The sequence below is a fragment of the Streptomyces sp. LBL genome (genome assembly GCF_029893585.1).
GTDB lineage: Bacteria > Actinomycetota > Actinomycetes > Streptomycetales > Streptomycetaceae > Streptomyces.
The window spans coordinates 71,097-92,564 of the sequence record NZ_JARXYX010000039.1 but is presented as its reverse complement, the minus strand read 5'-3'; the positions used below and the strand labels follow the sequence as shown (position 1 = coordinate 92,564).

At 68.2% G+C, this 21,468-nt stretch carries 7 protein-coding genes and 1 pseudogene; 2 read left to right on the top strand and 6 right to left on the bottom strand.

From position 1 onward, the window contains the following. The 5 genes and pseudogenes from M2271_RS36075 to M2271_RS36055 form a co-directional block, all read right to left on the bottom strand. A pseudogene (locus M2271_RS36075) lies at positions 1-11,945 on the bottom strand (hypothetical protein); the annotation flags it as partial. Positions 11,946-12,007: 62 nt separating this feature from the next. Next, positions 12,008-12,220 carry a hypothetical protein gene (locus M2271_RS36070; RefSeq protein ID WP_280891680.1) on the bottom strand — a complete coding sequence of 71 codons (213 nt, stop codon included), beginning with the start codon at positions 12,218-12,220 and terminating at the stop codon, positions 12,008-12,010. 6 nt (positions 12,221-12,226) lie between these two features. Further along, complete coding sequence (locus tag M2271_RS36065) at positions 12,227-14,686, bottom strand: phage portal protein (protein WP_280891679.1); 2,460 nt, start codon at positions 14,684-14,686, stop codon at positions 12,227-12,229. Further along, on the bottom strand, positions 14,686-15,039 hold the full coding sequence (locus tag M2271_RS36060; RefSeq protein ID WP_280891678.1) for a hypothetical protein: 354 nt from the start codon (positions 15,037-15,039) through the stop codon (positions 14,686-14,688). The genes M2271_RS36065 and M2271_RS36060 overlap by 1 nt, the downstream gene beginning before the upstream one ends. A 41-nt stretch (positions 15,040-15,080) precedes the next feature. Beyond that, positions 15,081-15,587, bottom strand: coding sequence for a hypothetical protein (locus M2271_RS36055; protein WP_280891677.1), 507 nt, complete (start codon positions 15,585-15,587; stop codon positions 15,081-15,083). A 255-nt stretch (positions 15,588-15,842) separates the two neighbouring features. Between M2271_RS36055 and dnaE the strand changes: the two genes are divergently transcribed. Then, positions 15,843-19,442 (top strand): DNA polymerase III subunit alpha, encoded by a 3,600-nt coding sequence (dnaE, locus tag M2271_RS36050; RefSeq protein ID WP_280891676.1) that lies wholly within the window; start codon positions 15,843-15,845, stop codon positions 19,440-19,442. Beyond that, positions 19,439-19,810, top strand: coding sequence for a DUF6300 family protein (locus tag M2271_RS36045; protein WP_280891675.1), 372 nt, complete (start codon positions 19,439-19,441; stop codon positions 19,808-19,810). The genes dnaE and M2271_RS36045 overlap by 4 nt, the downstream gene beginning before the upstream one ends. A 50-nt stretch (positions 19,811-19,860) precedes the next feature. On the opposite strand, the gene M2271_RS36040 is transcribed toward M2271_RS36045, so the two are convergent. Continuing rightward, positions 19,861-21,399 carry a hypothetical protein gene (locus M2271_RS36040; protein ID WP_280891674.1) on the bottom strand — a complete coding sequence of 513 codons (1,539 nt, stop codon included), beginning with the start codon at positions 21,397-21,399 and terminating at the stop codon, positions 19,861-19,863. Positions 21,400-21,468: the final 69 nt, after the last annotated feature.

The following is a 21,468-nucleotide window of genomic DNA, read 5'->3' as shown; positions in this document are numbered from 1 at the left end:
CGGTCCCTGCGGTCCCTGCGGTCCCTGCGGTCCCTGCGGTCCCTGCGGTCCCTGCGGTCCCTGCGGTCCCTGCGGTCCCTGCGGTCCCTGCGGTCGCTGTCGCGGTAGGTCTGCCGGAACTGGTTGTACGTGATGCGGCCGCCGTTGGCCTTGTACCAGTCCTTCAGTTCCTCACTGGCGTACTCCTCCCAACGGCCGAACTTCGCCAGTTGACCGCCGGAGAACAGGTCTCGCTCGTTGACGCCGCTGCCGTACTTGTACTTCCGGGCGTAGAAGTAGCCGTTCGTGGCTTCGATGGCGGCCTGGTAGCGAGCCTCGTCGAAGTCGGCGAACTCCGCACGGATAATTTCCTCACGGGTGCGGCGCACGCGCGGGACGTCGGCGCCCCCGAAGCCGAGGGCCTCGTCGACGGCCTTGGCACGGCGCTCGGCCTCTTCGGCGTCGGCCGGCGGGGTGTCCGGCAGCACGTCACGAACGCGCTGGTCGGTGTAGCCGTCACGGCGGTCCATCTCCGCCATAAGGCGCTTCTGGTCTTCGTCGCTGAGGTCGTTGCTCCACGCGTCGACCAGCTCGTCGTCGTCCAGGTCGGTGAGGTCGTCCGGCAGTGCCCTCCGTTCCGGCTCCGGCGTGGGCTCCGACGTGGCGGAGGCGGCACGCTGCTGCTCGAAGTCGTCGAGGACGGCCTGGAGTGCGCGGTGCAGGTTGCGGCCCTGCCCGTCGCGCCACTGCCCGACGGTGCTCGGGCCCCACGCCTGCTGCCAGTCGAAGGGCTGGCCGTCGCGACCGGTGATCTCCTCGAAGCGGCCGGCGAGCGCGCGGGCCTCTTCTGGGTCCTCGGTGGTCGGCGTCAGGCCGGTCAGGTTGGCGCCGTTCCGGGCCTGAGCGAAGCGCCACAGGGCGGTGCCGTCTTCCTGCCGTTCGGGCCACGTCACCAGGCCCCCGCCCGGCGACAGAACCAAGCCGTCCCGGTCGGCCGCCTGCGCCAGGGCCTCGCGCCGCTGCGAAGTGTCCTCGGCAGGGGTGAGCCCTTCGCCGTTCTTCCACGCGCGGCGCAGCGAATCGACGTCGCGGTGCCGCACTGGGGTCCGGCCGCGGTCGCGCGTACCGCGGCCGTCCCCGCCGTCGTTGCCGTCAGCGCCTCCGGCGTCCGGAGTGTTGAGGTCGGGCAGGTTCAGGTGCGGCAGGCCAGGCCCGACGGGGCCACCGCTGCCGCCACCACCATTGTTGCGGCGACGCCGACGCCGACGGCGGTTGCGGTCGTCCTGCTCGTCGTCTTCCTCGGCCTCCGGCTCGTCGTCGGCGTTGTCGGGCGCATCGTCGGGGCTGTCCTCGTCGTGAGCGGCGGGGGCATCCGGGGTACCGGCGCCACCTCTGTCCGGGGAGCCGCCCGGGTTGGCTGCGCCACCGTCGGCGCCTCCGTCCCGGCGCTGCCGGCGTCGTTCGTCGTCGTCCCGGTTCTCCTCGGTGTCGTCGGCCGCGGCCGCGCTCTCGTCTTCGTCACGGTTGTCGCGGCTGTCGTCCTCGTCGCGCCCGATGCGGGCGGCCCGCCGGAACAGCTCGGCAGCGCGTTCCCCGTCGGGCCCGCCCAACTCGAACGTCTCGGCAAGTTCGTCGAGGCGGTCAGCGGCGGCGCGCAGCTCGGCGTCCGGGTCGTCGGAGTCCTCCGCCCGGCGCATGGCGTCCGTGATCTCACGGACCTCGGGCAGCTCGTTGGCGTCCGCCAGATTGGTGGCCTCGTCCACCAGGTCGGACATACGGGCGGTGCGGTCCTTGGTGCTGCTGCGGTCGGCGTCCGGGGCCGCCTCCGGTTCGTCGACCGCGGGCTCGTCGGCGTCGCCGTCAGGGGTGGCCTCCGGCTCGTCGACGTCGCTACCGGAAGTGCTGTCCGGCTCGTCGACGTCGGGGGCAGTGCGCTCCTCGGTGTCGTTGTCTGGGATCTCCTGGTCCGGGTAGCGCACGCGCACCTGAGCGTCGCCGTTGTAGAAGCGCTCCTCACCGTCGTCGGTGACAACGCGGGTCCGGCCGCGGGGCGTACGGACGGGCGCCTCCGCGACGGTGTGCGTACGGCCGTCGGCGTCGGTGTACCGGTCGCCCGGCTCCAGCTCGGCGGCATTGCGCATGCGCGCCGGGCGAAGGCCGCTGGTGTCGCGGCCCTCTGCGGCGGCGAACATGTCCGGCGTACCGAACTCGTCGGCGGGCTTGTCCTCGGGGTTGTCCGGGTCCGCGGCGCTGTTGGCCTGACGGGTGGTCGGCTCGTCGACGTCGAAGAGTCCGCCGGGCTCCGGGGCAGTCTGCTTCGGCTTGGGCTCCAGCTTCGGGGCGCGGCCGGCGCGGCGGGCCTCCTCCGCCTCCAGGACCTGCAGGCGCGTGCGGTCCGCTCCGGACACCTCTCCCGCCATCTCCCGGCCCATCAGGTCCACTATCTCGTCACGGATCTCGGGGCCACTCATCGAGGAGGGAGCCTTGGAGCCTTCGGGGCGTACGGCATCGAGCTGGTCGGACACCTCGTCCGGGGCCAGGGTGACGGTGCTGGTGTCCGCCTGGTCGTCAGCGTTGCTGTCATCGCCGCCCTGGTCCTGGTCGTCGTCCTCGTCTCCGGGCTCTGCTGTACTCAGGGCGTCGGCCGGCGGCTCGTCGTCGCCTCCGCCACCTGTGCTGACGGTGTCCGGGGCCTCCGCCTCGTCGGTGTCCGGCGCTTCGACGTCGGTGTCCGCCGGCGGGGCGTCACGGTTGTTGCCGTCTGTCCCCGGGGAGTTGGCGGCCGGGGCGGTGCTTGACTCCGGGCGGAGACGCACGAGGGCTTCGCGTACCTCGTCCTCGGAGAGGCGAACGGTGTCGTCCTGCTCCGGCGCCGGGTTCTCCCGGTCCCATCGCTCAAGCTCGGCCACGGCCTCGTCGACCGCGGCCTGCAGGGGCTCGCGCTCCTCGCGCCGCCCCTTGGCGATCTTCTCGCGGTCCTCCTTATTCTTGTACCGCTCCTTGTCGAGTTCGTCGGGATCGATCTCCGGCTTCGCGTCGAGATCGGTGATGCGGGCGACGATCTCCTCGAGCAGGTGCGACCGCTTACGAGCGTGGTCCATCTGCGGCGTGAGGTCCGCGGCTGCGTGCGCGGACTGGAGGAGGGCTATCTGCTCGTCCAGCTCCGGGACCTTGGCCCGGTCCGAGTCCTGCAGCATGGGGGCCTTGTCGAGGGCGTTGCCGAGACGGGTGATCATGCCCGACCCTGCGCCCTTCTTCTTCAGGTCCTCCACGGTCCGCTCGAAGTCGGAGTTCCGCAGGTCGGGGAACCCGACGTGAGCGATGAGCTTCCCTTCCGCGTCACGCTCAGTACGGACGCCGAAGTCCAGGCCCCGGAACTGGCCGAGGACGTGCCAGTCGCTCATGCCCTCGCGGTCGTGCTCCAGGAGGCGGGTGGTGATCTGCCGGTGCATGGCCTTGCCCGCGTCGGAGCGCTCGCCGTACGGAGAGCCGCCGATGGTCATGCTGAACCGGTCGCCGGCTTCGCGGATGCGGGGCAGAGCCTGCTCACGCCGCTGGATGCCGTCGCGCGTGGCTTGGGCCTCCTCGCGCAGCTCAGTGAGGGCTTCGGAGCGGCGGATGCGCTCGGCGGTCTCGTTGTGCTGGTCGATCTCGAGGTCCTTGAGCTTGCGGCGGGCCTTCATGAGCTGGCTCATGTAGGGGTTGCCGCCGATCTCGGCTTCCATCGTCTCGTAGTCGAACTCGGCGCCGTCGATCTCCTGGACGACGTCGCTGGAGTCGCCGTCCTCCGGCTCCGGCCGCTGGATGTCGATCAGGCCCTCGGCCTTCGTGGCGACGAATCCGGCCTTCCAGCCGTCCATGGAGCCCTTGGTCGCGAAGATGTCGATCTCGACCTCGGGGTTCATGTTGCCGTAGCGCAGGACGCGGCCGTTGCGCTGCTCCATCTGCGCGGCGCCCCAGTCGAGGTCGACGTGCGAGAGGGAGATCATGCGGTCCTGGGCGTTCATGCCCGTGCCCGCGACGGCGCTGGAGCCGATCATGACGGCGATCTCGCCCTCACGGGCGCGGCGGAACAGCTCCGTCATGTCCTCGGGCTTGCCGGACTTCTTGGCGTCCTGGACAAAGGCGATCTTGTCCTCGGGGATGCCACCGGCCACCATGAGCCGCTTGAGTTCGGCGTAGGCGTCGAAGTTGCCCTTGTTCTTGCCGCCCGGGACGCCTTCGTTCAGGAAAACCATCTGGAGGGCGCCGGGGACGGGGTGGTTTACGAGGCTGTCGTAGGCGACCGGATAGACCCGGTTCTTGTTGGCGTGGTACCGCTCGATGTGCCGGTCCGCGACGGCCTTGAGCTTGTTGCCGGGCGGTGCCTTGGCGTCGACCAGCCGCGGGTCCAAGGCCACGCTGGTGCCCTCGTTGGACACCGCGAGCATGTTGTCCTCGTGGCGGTCGACCTCACCGCTATGGATCGCGCGGCCGCGGGCGACGAGCCCCTTGAGACGCTTCTTCTGGTCGGACGTCGCGTCGACCATGACCAGGTTGGGGGCGCCGCCCTTGACCTTCGGCCGGGGAATGCCGACGTCGTCACCGCGCTTGGTGTCCGCGACCAGGCCCCACATGGTCTTCATGGCGCGCTTGTTGTGGAACTCGGAGAACCGCTCCACGACGCGGAGGCCAGAGCCGTCAGGGGCATTCTCGATGCGCAGGGTCTTGCGGCCGAAGGTGTTGGCCCACAGGTCCGGGGCGCCCGCCTTGTAGGCGTCCAGCACCCACGGAGCCGCGAACTGGAGCATGGTGAACTGCTCGCTGATCGAGTTCGACAGCGGCGTGCCGGTGGCGAGCGTGATCGTGGTTCGGCCCTGGCGGCGCCGGTGCAGGTCGGTGGTCTTCTGATGCAGGTCGACGCCGCGGATGGATGCCGGGTCGCCGCCGGCCTCCTTCGAGCGGAAACCGACGCCCTTGTACCGATGAGCCTCGTCGACGACGAAGTAGTCGAAGCCGAGGTCATCCCAGTACGTCTCGCCCGGCTTCCGCATCGGGGAGGCGTTCTTGTTGATGTTCTTGCTGACCGTCGCGATGCGCTGCTCGATCTTCGCGACGATGAACGGGTGGCTCGGGTTGTCGGCGTCCTCGTACTGGCGGTCAAGCTGCTCGCGCAGCCCCTCCAGCTCCCGGAACTCGTAGTCGTCCTGAGCCTCCGGGCTCATCTTGATCGAGCCGAACGCCTCTTCGGTGAAGATGACCAGGTCCGGCCTGTTGGCGCGCAGCCACTCCAGCGTGCTGCCGCGCCGGTCACCGGCCAGGTCCGCCGAGGTGATCAGGTGGACATCGGCGTTCGGGTACAGGAACCGGGCCTCGTTGTACCACTGCCGTGCCAGGTGGTTCGGCACCACGGCCATGGGCTTTTCGATCTGCCCGGATGCCTTGAGCGCCTGGGTGCCCATAACGAGCGTCGACGTCTTGCCGAGGCCCACCTCGTGGGCGAGGATCACGCCCCGCTCGAACTGCATCCGGGCCGCGCCGGAGCGCTGCCAGGGGTGCGGGTTCCGGTCGGGGGTGAAGCCCTCGAGCGTGGGCGACATGCCCTCGTATGAACGGACGACGTGCCCGTTCATGATGCGGTTGTACGAGTCGGTCAGGACGCTCAGCCGCTCGGCGTTCGCCGTGGCGTACTTGGCGAACTCGGCCCGCATCTGGTCGGCCTTCTGCCGGATCAGACGGGAAGTCGCCTCGTCGACTTCCTTGCGCTTGTCGTCCTCGTAGACGGTCAGCGAACCGAAGCCGAGGAGCGCGCGGGCGATCTCAACTGCGTTCTTGCCCCGGGTGCCCTTCTTCGGGTCGGCCGGGACGCCGTACATGAGGTTGTTGGCCTCGGGCACGCGGCCCGTGTTGAGAATCCAGCCGTACCGGTCATCGTGCGCGACGTTCAGGGTGCGGTCGCCCAGGTACTCGCGCAGAAAGCCCTGCAGAAGCTCTGGAGGCGTCCAATGGGCGCCCATCTCCGGCGTGAACTGGCCGATGGTGCGGTCCGGCGGCTGCACGGCCTCCAGCGCGGCCACGTTGACCGCGAATGCCGGGTCGGTCTCGGCGGCCTTCCGGGCGGCGTCGAGCTTGTCGCGGACGGCACCGGAGAGGTAGGCGCCGGCCAGCTCGAGGCGGCCGGTCGCAGGGTCGACGAAGACCTCATTGCCGAGGCGCTTCACCGTCTCCTGGGGGTCGAGGTTGAGGAGGCGGGAGATCTCCCCGAGGTCCACCTCGCCGTGTGAGGCGACGACTGCGGCCAGGGCCGCCTTCGGGTCGTCGGTGGACGACAGTGGCTGACGCCGGGCGGCGGCCCGCTCGGTGAAGATGCGGGAGAGCACCGGCTCGCCTTTGCCGGCGTCCCACCGTTCCAGGGCGAGAACCGCCGCGGCGTCCGGGTCGGCCCGGAAGTAGCCCCACGCAGTCGGCCGGCCACCCCTGGTGCGGTGCTGGCCCGGCTTGGACAGGGGGCCGTACTTCTCGACGTAGGCGACGTGGAGGTCGCGGAGCTGGGCGCGCAGGGCCTCGGCGCGCTCCTCCTCGTCGTTCTTCCGGTCCAGTTCACGCAGCTCGGCGGCGACGTCGCGGAGCTGCATGAGGTCGCGGAGCTGGGCGGTGTTGCCGTCGGCCGGCTTCAACAAGACCGGCTCGGCGCCGTTGACGTGCTGATAGAACTGGCCGTCGTCGCCCTCGTAGAGGCGGCCGGTCCAGTCGTTCGCGTGCTTCTCCCGGGCGGTCTGGAGCTGCACTTCCGGGCGGTTGTCGCCGTCGGGGTGCGGCTCGTAACCGCGGCCGTCGGCCTTCGCCTTGGTGGCGATGTCGTCGAGGGCGGCGCGGAGCTGTTCGGAGGCCTTCGCCGGGTCTCCCTTGACGGTCACCTCGGGCCCGTACGGGCCGGACTGGGTGGTCAGCGTGCCCAGGATGTGTTCGGGGTGCTCGTCGAAGTAGGCGTTGATGTGGTGCGGCGTGCCGTTGAGGTCCCGCTCGGGGGCGTCCAGCCATGACGTGTCGGCCGGCTCGGTGCCGTCCTCCCGGCGGCGGAAGACGAGGACGTCGGTGGTGACGCCGGTGCCGGCGTCGTTGAAGACGCCGGAGGGCAGGCGGACCGCGCCGACCAGGTCGCCGTACTTGGCCATCTGGCGGCGGGCCTTGTCGCCCTTGGAGTCGAGGGTCTGGCGGGAGGTGATGACGGCGGTGATGCCGCCGGGCCGGACTAGGGCGATCTCCTTGGTGACGAACCCGTTGTGCAGGTTCTCGGCGGGGTAACGCTTGTCGTCGAACGGGACCCGGGCGAAGGGGACGTTGCCGATTGCGGCGTCAAAGGTGCCCGGCCGGGCATCGGTCTCCGCGAAGGATTCGGTAAGGACGTTGGCGTGCGGGTAGATCGCTTGGGCGATCCGGGCGGTGGTCGGGTCCAGCTCGACACCGGTCAGGCGCGCACCATTGGGCGCGACGCCGAAGAAGGTGCCCGCGCCGGAACCGGCCTCCAGGACGTCTCCGCGGTCGAAGCCGAACGCGCGAAGTCCGTCCCACATCGCCTCGGCGATGGGCTGCGGCGTGTAGTGCATGGACAGCACACCGCGGGAGGCCTGCCGGAACTCCACCGGCGTGAGCACGCGCTGCAGCTCACTGCGGATGTCGCTGTATTCGGACCAGCGCTCATGGTCCCGGGCGAACTTGCCGTACCGGACACCGCCCTGCTGGTAGCGGGGCTCCTTCTCGTTCGGCTCGGTGGCGAAGAGGATCGGTACCGAGCCCCACCCGGACCAGCGGGCGAGGATGCGCTTTTCGTCGTCGGTTGCTGGCCGGTTCTCGGACTCCAGCGTCTTGAGGACGCGGATGGCCTCGACGTTGGAGGTTGCACGGGCGCGCGGGCCCTTGGGCGCGTCGGCCGGGTCAGGCCGGAACCGCGCTACGCGTCGTACATCAGGTCCCTGATCTCCTGCAGGTGCTGCTCCATCGGCGTCTGCTCCGGCGCTGTCTCCGCCCCGGGCTCCGGCTCGGGCAGAAGCTCCGCCAGAACCATTGCCGTTGCGTCCGCCCTGATCTGCTTGATCCGGCCGACCTGATCCTCGTACGCCGTCGGCTCCGGAACCGTCTTCTCCAGCGCCTCCTCGGCCACCAGAATCCGCGTCTCGATCTCCCGGGCCTTCGTCTCCACGAACGCCTCCGGATCGGTCATCGCCGCCCACTCCTGCGGCCGGTACGTCCGCCAGTGATCCCGGACCGTCGGGCTGTACATGTTCATCCTCGTCGCCTCCCAGCGCTTCACGGAGCGCGGCCTGCTGTGCCTCGATCTCCTCGCGGGAGATGACCTTTTGGTCGTCGTTCCCGCCATTGTTGCGGACTTGCTCGCGCGTCGCCTCAATCGCGTGCAGAGCCACATTGATGGACGCGAGTCGCGTCTTGGCCTTCTGCCGGTCCGTGCTGTCCGCGTCCCGGTCCGTGGCCCGTACGGACACCTCCCGCGACAGCTCCTCCGTCACCCGGTTGAACTCGGCGAGGAGGCCCTCGGGAATGTGCAGGGTTCGGCCCTTGATGTTGCGGCCCTTCTTGCCATCGGGCACGAGAGGGTTCACGCCGTCGTCCCAGCCGTACCGGTCCTTGAACAGGCTGTAGAGGTACTGCCGTTCCTGGCTCGCGTTGGCGAGCCGGTCCTTCAGACGCTCGTTCTGGTACAGCTCCGCGAACATCTTCGGGACAAACACGCGGCGCTTGCGGCCCCACGTGCGCTCTCCGCGGGTCTCGGGGTCGCTGTCATACGAGCGGACCAGTGCAGCGAGCGCAGCGGCGCGGGACGGGTATGCCGTGTCGCCGTGGCCCCAGGAGTGCCGGCCCCAGGTCCAGCCGACTTCGCGTGTGTTGCTGCCCCCGCCGGGATTGACGTTGTAGTCGACGTAGCCGTACCCGCTGCCGCCGCCGACGCTGATCATGCCGTTGTCGTTCGGATTGTCGACGCGGGCGACGAGCTGCTCGACCTCCGGCGTGCTGTCGCGGCGGTTCTGCTCGGCCTCCAGCGCCGTCATGCGCTCCTTGCGGGCTGCCTTGACGTCGTCCGTCTCGTACGACGAATGGGCGCGGCGTAGCTCGGTGTACTCCTCGGCCAGCTCCTTCACGCTCAGGTTCTCGGGGGCGTTCCGGTCGGTGATGGCCCGCTTCTCCCGGTCGCGGCGCTCCCGCTTGACGTCCTCCAAGCGGCCCTCAAGGACTCGTTGCGCCTCCGGCGGTGCCTTCCGGAAGTCGTGCTTGAGGAGGTCGTTGTACTCCTCGGACAGTTCGGTGTCGTCGAGGTCCGCGACCGGCGGCCGGTCGGCGATCTGAGCGGCGCGGCGGTTCTGCTGCTCGCCCACGACAGCGTCGTGCCGCGCCTGCAGGGCCTGGCGCACGGTCTGTTCGGCCGTCGGATCGTCGCCGGCGGCCTGGTGCATGCGGACCCGGTTGGCGATGGCCTCGCGGGCCTGCGTCAGGTCGTCCTCGGCCATGGTCGTCAGTTCGGTGTCGTCGTCGACGAGGGCCTGAGAGCGGCGGCGGCGCTCGCCGTACACGGCGCGCTCGACGTCGTTGGCCTCTTGGCCCTTGCGGGCGCCGTACATGCCGCGTTCCTTCTGCGACTCCTCGATGCGCGCGGCGATGTCCTCGTCGCTGAGTGACGTGGCGTCGTTGGCGGCGGCTTCGTCCCGTTCCTTTCGGCGACGCTTCAGCTCCTCGTCGATCAGCGCGACCTCTTCGTTCATGCGCCGTCGGTTGGGCTCGGAGCGGCTGCGGGAGGACTTCGCCCACCGCTCGTTCTTCATCTGATGCAGGCGGGTGTCGTTGGCCTTGCGCAGGGCCTCGGTCTCGTCGACGGCGTTGGCCGGAGAGTCGGGGGTGCCCGCGGCGGTCTCGTCGGTGATGTGGATGTTGCGGCCCTGACGGGCGAGCTTGGCCAGGACCTCCGAGATCCGCTCATCCCGCAGTGCCTCGGTCATGTTCGACTGGGTCGAGTAGGCCCGCATGGACGGGGCCCACTTGATGGCGCGGGTGGAGCCAACAGCGTCGTAGTCTCGCTCGTCGCCCTTGATCGTGCCGCGGAAGACCATGACCCGCTTGGCGGGCTTGCCGTCCTTGCCGGGCTTCATCACCCACGCCGCGGTGATCCGGTCACGCTGGTCCGGATTCTGGGCGGCGCGGTGCAGCCGCGCCATCACCGCGGCGCCCTGCTTCGGGTACTGCGGCACGGGCACGGTGACGCCGTCGATCTTGGCTTTCGGCGGGTAGCCGCGCTCGCTGGTTGCGGCGACCTGACCGTCCGGGCCGTACAGGGTGATTGATCCGCCGTCGTTGACGTAGCGGTAGCCGTCAACGCCCTCAACAGGCTCAGCACCCTCGGGGATGGCCGGGGCCGGTGCGGGCTCTGCCTCCGGCTGCGCAGGGGCGCCGGTCTCGTCCTGGGTTTGCGGCGCGTCCGGCGCTGGTGCATTCTGTCCGGCCGGGGCGTCTCCGCCGCGCTCCTGCTGCCACTTGGCGAGAGCCTCGTCGGCGACCTCGCGGAAGGACTGGTTGTCCTCGGAGCGCCATCGGCTGATGGCACCGTGGGACAGGTCCAGCGGCTCACCGTCCTCTCCCTTGATGCCGGAGGCGACGAGGAAGCGGCCGAAGCGCTGCGCCTCCTCCTGCGACTCGAAGCGGGGGTGCAGGTTGTCGCCGCGCAGGGTGTAGCCGCTGCCGGTGGCGACGAGTAGCCAGTCGCCGTTTTCGTCTCGTCGCGTGACGAGTTGCCCACGGCCAACGAGCTTGAGCCGGTCGTCGTTGATCAGGGTGTCCAGAATCCGCACGGCGTTCTGCGTCGCGGGGCCGCCCTGGCTCAGGCGCGTACGCATGTCGGTCCAGTGCGCGCGAACGTCCTGCAGGGTGGTGAAGCGCCGTCCGTCCGCGGCAGGGGCAGAAGGGGCCTGCGAGGGCTTCGGGGAAACCGAGGCAGTGTCCGTGCCGTCGAACTCCTTACGGGCCCGCTGGATAGCGCCCTGGATGTTCTCGCCCTTGGTGGAACGCCAGACGCGGGCAGCCCGGTCCAGTTCTGGGTCGGAGAAGTCGAACGGCTGGTTGAACTGGGTGAGCTGGCCGTTGACGGCGGTCTTGTCGAGGTGTTCGGCGAATCGGGCGGCGTCCTCGGCGGTGTCGAAGTCGCCGGCGGCGTCGACGCGCTGTCCAGAGCCGGTGGCGGTGAGGTACCAGCGGCCAGCATGTCCGGGCCGGTCGTCGCGGAGGATCGCGAGTCGGCCCGACGGAGTGGTCCGCAGGTCGTCGTCGTGGGCCACCGAGCGTAGGAAGGTGGCCATGTCCGGGCTCGTGCTGGGCTGGGCGGCTACCTGCGTGAAGTGGCGGCGGACGGCGGCGGTATCGGCATACCGGGCCCCGGCGGCGTGGTGCTGGTTCGGGAGGGCATCAACGTTGACCGGGTGGGCGCCGTCCTCGGGCTCGTCCTGGTCGTCATCGTCGTCCGGGCCGTCGCCGTCATCGTCCCCGATGGGACGGCCCTGGTCGTCCTGGTCGTGCGGGTCGTTCGGGGTGTCCGGGTCACCGTCGTCATCCCGGGCCACACCGTTGCCACGCCGCGGGTCTACGCGGCGCTTCTCGTCCTCGGCTACGACCTTCTCTTCGACATCGGTGGGCGCGGTGCCGTCGGGGCGCGCGACCATGCTGACCCACTTGGCACTGGTGGTGTGCCTGCGGCCGCGGAACTCGTTCGGGCCGCTCTGGTCCTGGACCAGGATGCGGTCGTTCGGGAGCGCTCGGACGACGCGCGCGAGCTTGCCGCCCCACAACCGCACCGTTCCGCCGGTCTCAATGAAGCGGCCCTTGCTATCGCGCGGGTGCAGGGCAGGGTTCCACGGCTGCCGCGTGACCTTGACCTCGAGGTCGCGACTCAGGTCCTGCGACTCAGCCTGTGCAGTGGGGCGATTCAGCATGGCGCGGACCATGCACAGTGCAGGTGGTTAGCGTCGCGGCCTCGTGGCCGGGGCCGGGCTGGCTACATCGTCTCGGTGAGGATGTGGATGGCGAGCCAGCCCGCGAATCCGAACCAGCCCACGGCGAAGACGGCTCTGCCCACCTTGCTGGTGCGGGTGCGGAACAGGCGGCGGAAGTTCTCGGAGAGGGTGTCGCCGTCACGCTTGTTGGCAAGGGCGATGCCCTCGGCGACGGCGAACACGGCGGTCCAGGCGATCCAGATGCCTGCCCACATGGCGGGTCACTCCTTCGGGTCGGTGGCGTAGCGGAGGCGGCAACGGCAGTTGATGGTCAGGGCGATCGGGGCGAAGGGGTCGCCGGGGTAGCGGAGGCTGGCGCCATCGACGGTGTACGGGGTGCCTACGGGCAGCGTCTTGCCGTGGAGGGCCTTGTGCGCGGGCCGTACGCGGGTGTCCCCGCGGGTGACCCAGGTTCGGACGACGTCGAGCCCGGCGTGCTCCGCCGCGGCGTCCGCGGCGCCGTTGACGGTCGCCACGGCGCACGTCTCGGCGACGCGTGCGATCAGCGCGGGCTCCGCGGAGTGGTAGTAGCTGACGACGGCGTGCTCCAGGTCCCCGACGTCCTTGGCGTCGTGCTGCGCGGCGCTGAGGACGTCGGCGAGTGCGGCGAGGAAGCCGGTGATGGCCTCGCCGGCGTACGCCGCGGTGACGATGGCGGCCGCGGCCGCGGCCGGGGGGACCGTATCCGTGCCGGTGAGGGCCTGGCCGATCTTCAGGGCGGTGGCGATGGCGGCCTGTTGCAGGATCGGCGTCAGGGTCTGGCTGGTCTCCTCGGCCCAGCGGGCGGCGCTGACCACGCGGTCCTGGTCGAGGTCGGCGTCGACGTGCCGGACGTCGTCGTCGTTCTCGGGCTCCCAGTACCGCGTGTACTTGCGGATCTTCGGGGCGCGGAGCCGGGCGAGGATGACGCCTTCCTGGCGCGCCAGGAGCGCGGTGACGGCCGCGGCTACGGCCATGGACAGGGCGTCGAAGTCGTCGTCGGTGACTTCGTACCCGTCGTCGTCCTGGGGCAGGGTCTTGGTCTCGACCGAGGAGCGGGCGGCTGCGACGTCGTCGGCGGCGTCGTCGGGCAGTGCGGTGTTCTGGGTGCTGCGGGCGCGGTCGACGTCGGCGGCCGCGTCACCGGGGCCGGTCTCGGTACTGGCAGCGCGGGCCGCGGCGACGGCGTCGGTGGCCGTCCCGGCGGGCAGCGCGATGGGGTCGCCCTCGGAGCGGGCGGCTGCGACGTCTGCCGCGGCGCTCGGGCCGGTGCCGAGAGCGCGGGCTGCGGCTACATCCGAGGCCGCGGTCTCCGGAGCGGTGCCCGGGGGGAGCGGGGCGCCGGTAGCCGGTGCCCCGCCAGGCGCGCCTCCGGCGGCCGGGTCCGGGCCCAGGCCCAGGGCTGCGGCGTCCTGCGGGTTGGCGGGCACGGGGGCCTTCTGCGGGCTGATCCACAGGGCACGGGACTGCGGGACGCCGAACGCGGCCCGGCCGGCGATCTCCCGGTACTCGTCGATGGTGATGAGCCCGGCTTCAAACTCCTTCCGGGCTTCCTCGCGGGCCTGGCGGCGGGGGAACTCCAGCGCCTGAACGCTGGAAGTGTCGAAGCGGACGATCCACTCGTCATCCAAGTCCGGGTCGAAGCCGGACGCGATCAGGTTGAGGTGGGGCAGCTCCGTGTGGTCCCAGAAAGTCCATTCCTCGCGGTCCGCGTTGGCGTACGTGCGCTCCGACGCGTTGCCGACGATGCTCTCGGGGACGCCGAACGCCGCCAGGATCTCGCCCTTGGAGGTGCTGGCCAGCGTCTCGTAGGCCATCTCGCGGGGGCGGGCGGATGTGTCGACGTAGGTGACGCCCCCGGGCCCGGTGCCGACGAGCGTGAGCTGGCCGGCGTTGTGGGCGCCGGGAGCCAGACGCTTCTGGATGCGGTCGACTTCGCGCTGGTCGACGCCGTCCAGGTCGATACCGACAATTCCGCCCGGTCTGCCGTCATTGTCGATAAAACTGATGTTGTAGGTACGTGCCTTGACGTCCAGGTCGATGGACAGGCCCGCGGCCTCGAGCGGGGTGACGCCGCAGAACGGATCGGTGGGGTGGGGGTCTCTGATCCAGATGACGTGCTTGGGCAGCAGCTCCCGGACTTGGCCGCTGTAGTCCGTGAACTCGAAGTGCTTGACGTAGTCGGCGTTCCGGTCGTCCGGGATGATCTGGACGCGGTCCGGCGGGAGCAGATCGAGACGTACGAGGGTGCCGCCGCGACTGTAGGTCTTCTCGATGAACACGCCCTTCTTGGACAGAAGGAGTTGTGCGCTGAGCCGCTTCTTGAAGACGTCGCCGCTCTCCAGCGGGTTGGCCTTCTTGTTGAGCAGCTTGAGTAGCGGGTGCGTGTCGAGGGTTTCCTTGAAGCGGCGCTCGTCGCCGCCTCGGCCGATCTGGATCGGTAGCGTGCTGGCGTGCTTGCTGATCGCCTCAACGGACTTGAAAGTCCAGATGGAACGCTCGTAGCCCTCGATGATGACGCGTTCCATGTCCCAGCCGTCCGCACGGCCGGGCGTGCCCCACACGTTGGTCACGCCTGCGTACGTCATCGACATGTACGCGTTGCCCGCGAGGAGGTCCTTCGTCTCGGCGGGTGACGGTGGGGGAGCGGCGGAGCGCGGGACGAGGAGTCCCCGGAGGGTGGGGAGGAACTGGCGAGGCATCAGGAAGCCCCCTCGCCTTCGTGCTCACGCGTGGTGAGCCCCAGGCCGACGAGGACGACCGCGACGGAGACGCCGATCCAGCCGAGGGGGGTGGAGAGGGCGAACGCGCAGCCTGTGAGGCCGCCGTACCCGGCGATGCAGGCCGCGGCGCGGACGGCGTGCGCCCAGGGCGGGGCGTCGGGCTTCGGGCGCATGAGGACGCCCGTGGTGAGGAGGCCGGCCAGCGCGGCGCAGAGTCCGGCGGCCCAGTGCAGTGCGCCCAACGCCACGAGGACGCCGAGGAGGCCGAACGCGGTGAGGATCAGGCCGGCGGCTTCACGCGCGAGCGCCCAGGAGGTTCGCTGAGTAGTCACGCCGCGCACCATGAACAGTGGGCGGCGTTAGTGTCGCGCGCTCAGCGCTTGGGGCGGGACACCCCGGAGACGTAGGCGGTGATTCCGCGCCGGTTGATCGTGCCGCCGGCGATGATCCGCGCGTTCGCGGGCGGTGTCGGGATCTTCCGCTTCGCTCGCTTGCTCTGGTCCCCGCCGATCAAGTGCGTGTTGTCGATCTTGGCGGCGCAGTCGCTGGCCTTGACCTCGTCGTACGGGCGGCGGCAGCCCTTGCAATAGACCTCGAGCGCGTCGATGCGCATGCCCTCGGAGGCTTTGAAGCTGCCGCGGTAGTCGGCGATGCTCGCGATTTTCGGGGTGACCTCCACCTGGGCCGCGGCAACCCAGACGTGGGAGAGGTCGGGCGCCTCTTCCTTGACGGCCGGTGGCTCCGGCGGGGGAGCAATCTTCTGCTCGGGTTCGGGTGCCGGAGCCTCGGGCGTCGTCTCGGGCTTGAGCCAGGAGAAAAGGCTCTCCTGCAGGTGAGAGCAGCTGGTCTCGGGTGAAAGGGGGGCTGTCGCGGTTGTCACCGTTCCTCCGGATCGCTGCGGGGTTGACGTGCAGCGCAACCCCATTCACTGCCCGAACGTCAACGGCTGCGTTCTGTTACACCTGGTCCGCCTGAGGCAACTCACTGGAGTGGATTGACGCCTTCGCGTGATCTGTGGAGGTCAAGGAGGTGGCCAGTCCCGACGCGTCTGAAGGGAGTGCGAGGCCTCCGAAGCTGATCTTCCGAGAGGGATAGGCTGTGGCATTCCACGATCCATATCGGAGGTGCCCTCCCGGTGGCTGACAGCTTTGTTCACCTGCACAACCACACCGAATACTCGATGCTCGACGGCGCTCAGAAGCTGAAGCCGATGTTCGCTGAGGTCGCCCGGCAAGGCATGCCAGCCGTCGCCATGAGTGACCACGGCAACATGTTCGGTGCGTACGAGTTCCATCAGGTGAGCCAGGGCTTCGAGAACGTCAAGCCGATCATCGGGATCGAGGCGTACGTCGCCCCGTCCTCCCGTCGGAACCGAAAGCAAGAGTTCTGGGGGCCTGGCGGGCAGCGCGCCATGTCGGACGACGGCGAGGGATCGAAGGACGTCTCCGGCGGCGGCCGCTTCACTCACATGACGATGTGGGCCCAGAACGTTCAGGGCCTGCGCAATCTCTTCTACCTGTCTACCGAGGCCAGCTATACCGGACAGTTCCCCGCGGGCAAGCCCCGCATGGATATGGAGCTGATCAGTGAGCATGCTGAGGGCATCATTGCCACGACCGGCTGCCCCTCGGGTGCGATCCAGACCCGGCTGCGACTGAACCAGTACGACGAGGCGAAGCAGGTCGCCGCGGCCTACCAGGACATCTTCGGCCGGGAGAACTACTTCCTAGAGCTGATGGACCATGGCCTGTCCATCGAGAAGCAAGTTCGCGACGGACTGCTGCGCTTGGCCAAGGATCTGAACATCCCGCTCCTGGCGACCAACGATGCGCACTACATCCACGAAGACCAGTCCGACGCACACGACAACCTTCTGTGTATCGGCGTTGGCAAGAACAAGGCCGACGAGAAGCGGTTCCGGTTCTCCGGCGCTGACTACTACCTCAAAACCGCAGAACAGATGCGCTCGCTGTTCTCCGAACTTCCGGAAGCGTGCGACAACACGCTGCTGATCGCTGAGCGCATCGAGTCGTACGACAGCGTCTTCGAGAACGTCGACGAGATGCCGCAGTTCCCCGACGTACCAGAGGGGGAGACCCAGGAGTCGTGGCTGCGCAAGGAGTGTCGCAAGGGCCTGGAGATGCGCTACGGCGTCCCGCTTCCCGCCGAGGTGACGGAGCGGTTCGAGATCGAGATGTCGGTCATCGGCCCCATGGGCTTCTCCAGTTACTTCCTCGTGGTCGCGGACATCTGTAAGTACGCCCGCGATAACGGAATCCCGGTCGGCCCCGGCCGTGGCTCGGCCACGGGCTCGATCGTCGCGTACGCGACCCGCATCACCGAGCTGTGCCCCCTGGAGCACGGCCTGCTGTTCGAGAGGTTCCTCAACCCCGAGCGCATCAACCCGCCGGACGTCGACCTCGACTTCGACGACCGCCAGCGCGACACCATGGTGCGCTACGTCACCGAGAAGTACGGCGACGAGTACACAGCTATGGTCAATACATTCGGCAAAATCAAGGCCAAGAACGCGATCAAGGACAGCTCGCGTATTCTCGGCTACCCGTTCTCCCACGGGGAGCGGATCACCAAGGCTCTTCCGCCGGACATCATGGGCAAGTCGATCCCGCTCGATGGGATCTTCGACTCGGCGCACCCCCGCTACGGGGAGGCGGGCGAGATCCGGCAGATGTATGAGAACGAGCCGGACGTGAAGAAGGTCATCGACACCGCCAAGGGCGTCGAGGGTCTGACCCGCGGCACTGGTGTGCACGCGGCCGCGGTCATCCTGTCAAAGACGAAGCTGACCGAACGCATTCCGCTGCACATGCGCGCCAAGGACGGCGTCAAGATCACCGGCTTCGACTACCCCAGTTGTGAAAACATGGGGCTGGTCAAGATGGACTTCCTGGGTCTGCGGAACCTGGGCGTCATCGACCACGCGCTTAAGAACATCCGAGAAAACCGCGGCGTCAAGCTGGCCACGGTCGACCCCGGTGACGGCGACAACAGCGTCACGGTCATCCCGCTCGACGACAAGAAGACCTTCGAACTCCTCGGCCGTGGCGACACCTTCGGTGTGTTCCAGCTCGACGGCGGCGGCATGCGCGCTCTACTCAAGCTGATGGAGCCGTCACGATTCGAGGACATCGCGGCTGCCCTCGCCCTGTACCGGCCGGGCCCGATGGCAGCCAACGCGCACACCAACTACGCGCTGCGCCAGAACGGCAAACAAAATCCTGACCCCATCCACCCGGATCTGAAGGAAGTCCTCGACCCGATCCTGGGCTCGACCCACCATCTGCTCATCTTTCAAGAGCAGATCATGGCCATCGCCCGAACCCTGGCTGGGTACACCCTGGGCGGCGCCGACATGCTGCGCCGCGCTATGGGCAAGAAGAAGCCCGAGGTGCTGGCGGCCGAGTGGCAGAAGTTCCACGATGGCATGGAGGCCAACGGCTACTCGGAAGAGGCCATCAAGGCGATCTGGGACGTCATGCTCCCGTTCTCCGGGTACGCCTTCAACAAGTCCCACACGGCCGGTTACGGCTTGGTCAGCTACTGGACCGCTTACCTCAAGGCGAACTACCCGGCCGAGTACATGGCCGCACTGCTCACCTCTGTCGGTGATGACAAAGACAAGGCCGGCGTCTACCTTGCCGATGCCCGCAAGCTCGGCGTCACCGTCCTGGCGCCTGACGTGAATGAGTCGCTGGCCGAGTTCGCGGCCGTCGGCGACGACGTGCGATTCGGCCTATTGTCGGTACGCAACGTCGGTGACAACGTAATTGAGTCGATCATCGCAGGCCGCAAGGCCAAGGGTAAGTTCACCTCCTTCGGTGACTTCCTCGACAAGGTCGACTTGCCTGCGCTCAACAAGCGGGCCATCGAATCGCTGATCAAAGCGGGTGCATTCGACTCCCTTGGTCATACCCGCAAGGGTTTGTCCGCTGCGCATGAAATGGCTATCGACGCGGTCGTGCCTCTGAAGAAGGCTGCCGCCTACGGGCAAGATGATCTTTTCGCGGCGATGGGCGGCGATGCCGGGGGCGATGAGACCGCGTTCGGTCTCGATGTGCAGATCGATGATGGTGAGTGGCCTCGGAAGCAACTCCTGTCGATTGAGCGGGAGATGCTCGGCATGTACGTCTCCGCGCATCCTCTGGACGGCACCGAGCACATCCTTGCCGCCAATCGAGACACCACGATCGTCGACCTGGTGTCGTCAGGACGTACCGAGGGCTTTGTTCGGCTGTCCGGGCTGATCACCAGCGTCCAGCTCAAGATGACCAAGCAGGGCAACAACTGGGCAATCATCAACCTAGCCGACCGCGACGGCACGCTCGAAGTGCTGTGCTTCCCGGCCGTATATCAGCTCATCTCAAGTGCGCTGGTCGAGGACAGCGTCGTGTCATTGGAAGGCCGTATCCAAGACCGTGATGGAACTCTAAATGTCGCTGCTAGGGAATTGCAGGTGCTCGACGTAACCTCGGCAGAGCGCAGCGGCGTAGCCCCAGTCCAACTCACATTCCCCTACCACCGCATCAACGAGCCCACGGTGAAGGAGCTCAAGCGGATCATGGGGGCCCATCCGGGGGAGAACCCGGTTCTCCTGTCGGTGCGTGGACCTCAGAAAACCACCGTGTTCCGGCTGCAACCCATGGTGAACGCGGCGACTATCGCCTCTGACATCAAGGGTTCCTTCGGGCAGGACACATGGCAAGGCGTGGCATGAACGACGTCCAGCACATTGATCCGCAGGGCCAGGACGAGATCCTGCTCAAGGTTGATGGAACTCCCCAATGCCCGCGTTGCGGCAGCGACACGGTGCTCCTCGCTCGGTATCAGCACAGTTGGAAGAACAACCGAGGCGAGGATGTCCCCGGGATCAAGGAAGCGGTGCTGTGCCGTGGCTGCGATCAGACGGACCCTGAAGCTGCTGAGCTGCTAGCCCTGTTCACCGTGGATGAGCAAGTGACGCCTGAGAACCTGGAGACCTTCGGCGGACTAGCGGCCGCTTGGGTGGAGTCAGTCCGTCAGCGAACGGTCGATGAAGCACTCCTCGCCGCGCAGCACGAGCTGTGGTGCCGCGGAGAGCTCTGATGTAAGCCATGGGGGCTTCCCAGTTAGACGCCGGGAAGCCCCCACAGGCGTCAAACGAGCGCGTTGTGCAGGCGCAAAACGTGCGCCGCCATTACGTCCCCCTTCTCAAGTTGCTGCCGTTCCAGTCGGTCAGCCACTTTCGATAGCTCTTCTGGATCGACGTACCCGTCATCCACGAGCGGAGATCCGGTACTCAGCACCTCTCGCAGCGCGCGCGGGGCGAAGCGGATGAGCCCTTCGTACAGCACCGCATGGAAGTTTTCCCGCAGCGGAGGGTGCGATACCTCAGGGGGGAACCCCAGCCGTTGCAGCCTGGAGCGTGCCAAGCGCTTGTTCTCACGCCATGTTGCCGGCAGCCATTGCCCGAACCTCCACATCGCGGGATCAGCGAGCGGGTACAGGGGCCAGATCCCCGCGCGCAAGTACATCGGTGTGCCGCAGGCCACTGCCCTCAGCGTGGAGTCAGAGATCGGCGGGGCCGGTGGTACACCGGCCTCTTGGTCTCCCAGGGCCTCAACTGTGAACGCAGTGAGCCACGGCGGGACGTCGTGGACAGTCAACGGTGGGGGAAGAGAGAGCGGTGGCAGGCTCAGCATTTCGTCGCCCCCAACTCCTGTCGCGGCCCACAGGATTCCGTCGGCCTTCCATCTGGCGAGCAGCGTGCTGTGCCCGGCAATGTAGATCTCTTCGTGCGGGCCGAGCGGGGTTAATGGCTGGTGCCGGGGATCAATCGGTAGGTAGTTCGCAGCGAGCAGAGTGGTGTCTCGGAACCCGGCGTAGTTGATCAGCGTCTCGCGTCGCCGCTTCTGCTGCTGTCCAGCTTCCCCTCCCTGCATGAGTGCGCCACTGGCGAGCCCTCGGCCGTGACAGTGCTCCAGAGACAAGGCCACATTGCTGCTGTCCATTCCCCCAGACAGCTCAACCGCGATCCGGTCGGGCAGATAGTGGTGATCGGCCAGGACAGCGTCGAGGAGCTGTTCATAGGCCGCAATGACGGGTGCGTCCGCGGCGAGTTCACGGGCCTCGTCGTGCTGGGCAGGCTGGGGCAGACGGACTGTCAAGTCTCCGTCATGGAAGTCTGCGGTAGACCGCTCGGTGAGCAGGCATATCCGGGACCATGCGGTGCGGGTGCTGTAGTGACCAGCCAGTGCCAAGAGCCGGGCGACTTCAATGGGGTCGAGATCATCGTTTAGTAATTGGGGGCGCAGTCTGGCTATGTCCCAATGACCGTGAAGGGTGGTCCCGTTCACGGTGAGATAGATGGGTGCCGTACCACGGACACCCGTCGTGATGCTCGTGCCGGCCGGTGTGCTCTCGATGAGGTGATAAGCCCCGGCCCACTCGCGTGCTCCGGCAATGGCCGCTTCGTAGGCCCGGCCGTTCATCTCCTGCGGGGCACCAGGGGGCAGGAGGGCGTGGCCTGGGAGCCGTTCACGGACCATCAGGAAGGTCCGGGTGGAGGCATGCCCGGACCAGGTCTCCAGCGCGGGGTGATCGTAGGGCTCGATCCAGGATGAGCCGCTGTGCCAGCGGACGCCGTTCCATTCCCAGGACCTGCCGGGCGATGTGTCTATCCGGATACTCAGCATCAGCCGTTCCTCGGGACGACGGAGGCGGGGCCCCTCCCGCAGGGGAGGGACCCCGTTGCTTCACGGAGA

Bases quoted from the DNA above. Each gene is read 5' to 3' on its own strand.
- M2271_RS36070 (WP_280891680.1), bottom strand. From the start codon at position 12,220: ATGTGGGCAGGCATCTGGATCGCCTGGACCGCCGTGTTCGCCGTCGCC.
- M2271_RS36065 (WP_280891679.1), bottom strand. From the start codon at position 14,686: ATGCCTCGCCAGTTCCTCCCCACCCTCCGGGGACTCCTCGTCCCGCGC.
- M2271_RS36045 (WP_280891675.1), top strand. From the start codon at position 19,439: ATGAACGACGTCCAGCACATTGATCCGCAGGGCCAGGACGAGATCCTG.
- M2271_RS36040 (WP_280891674.1), bottom strand. From the start codon at position 21,399: ATGCTGAGTATCCGGATAGACACATCGCCCGGCAGGTCCTGGGAATGG.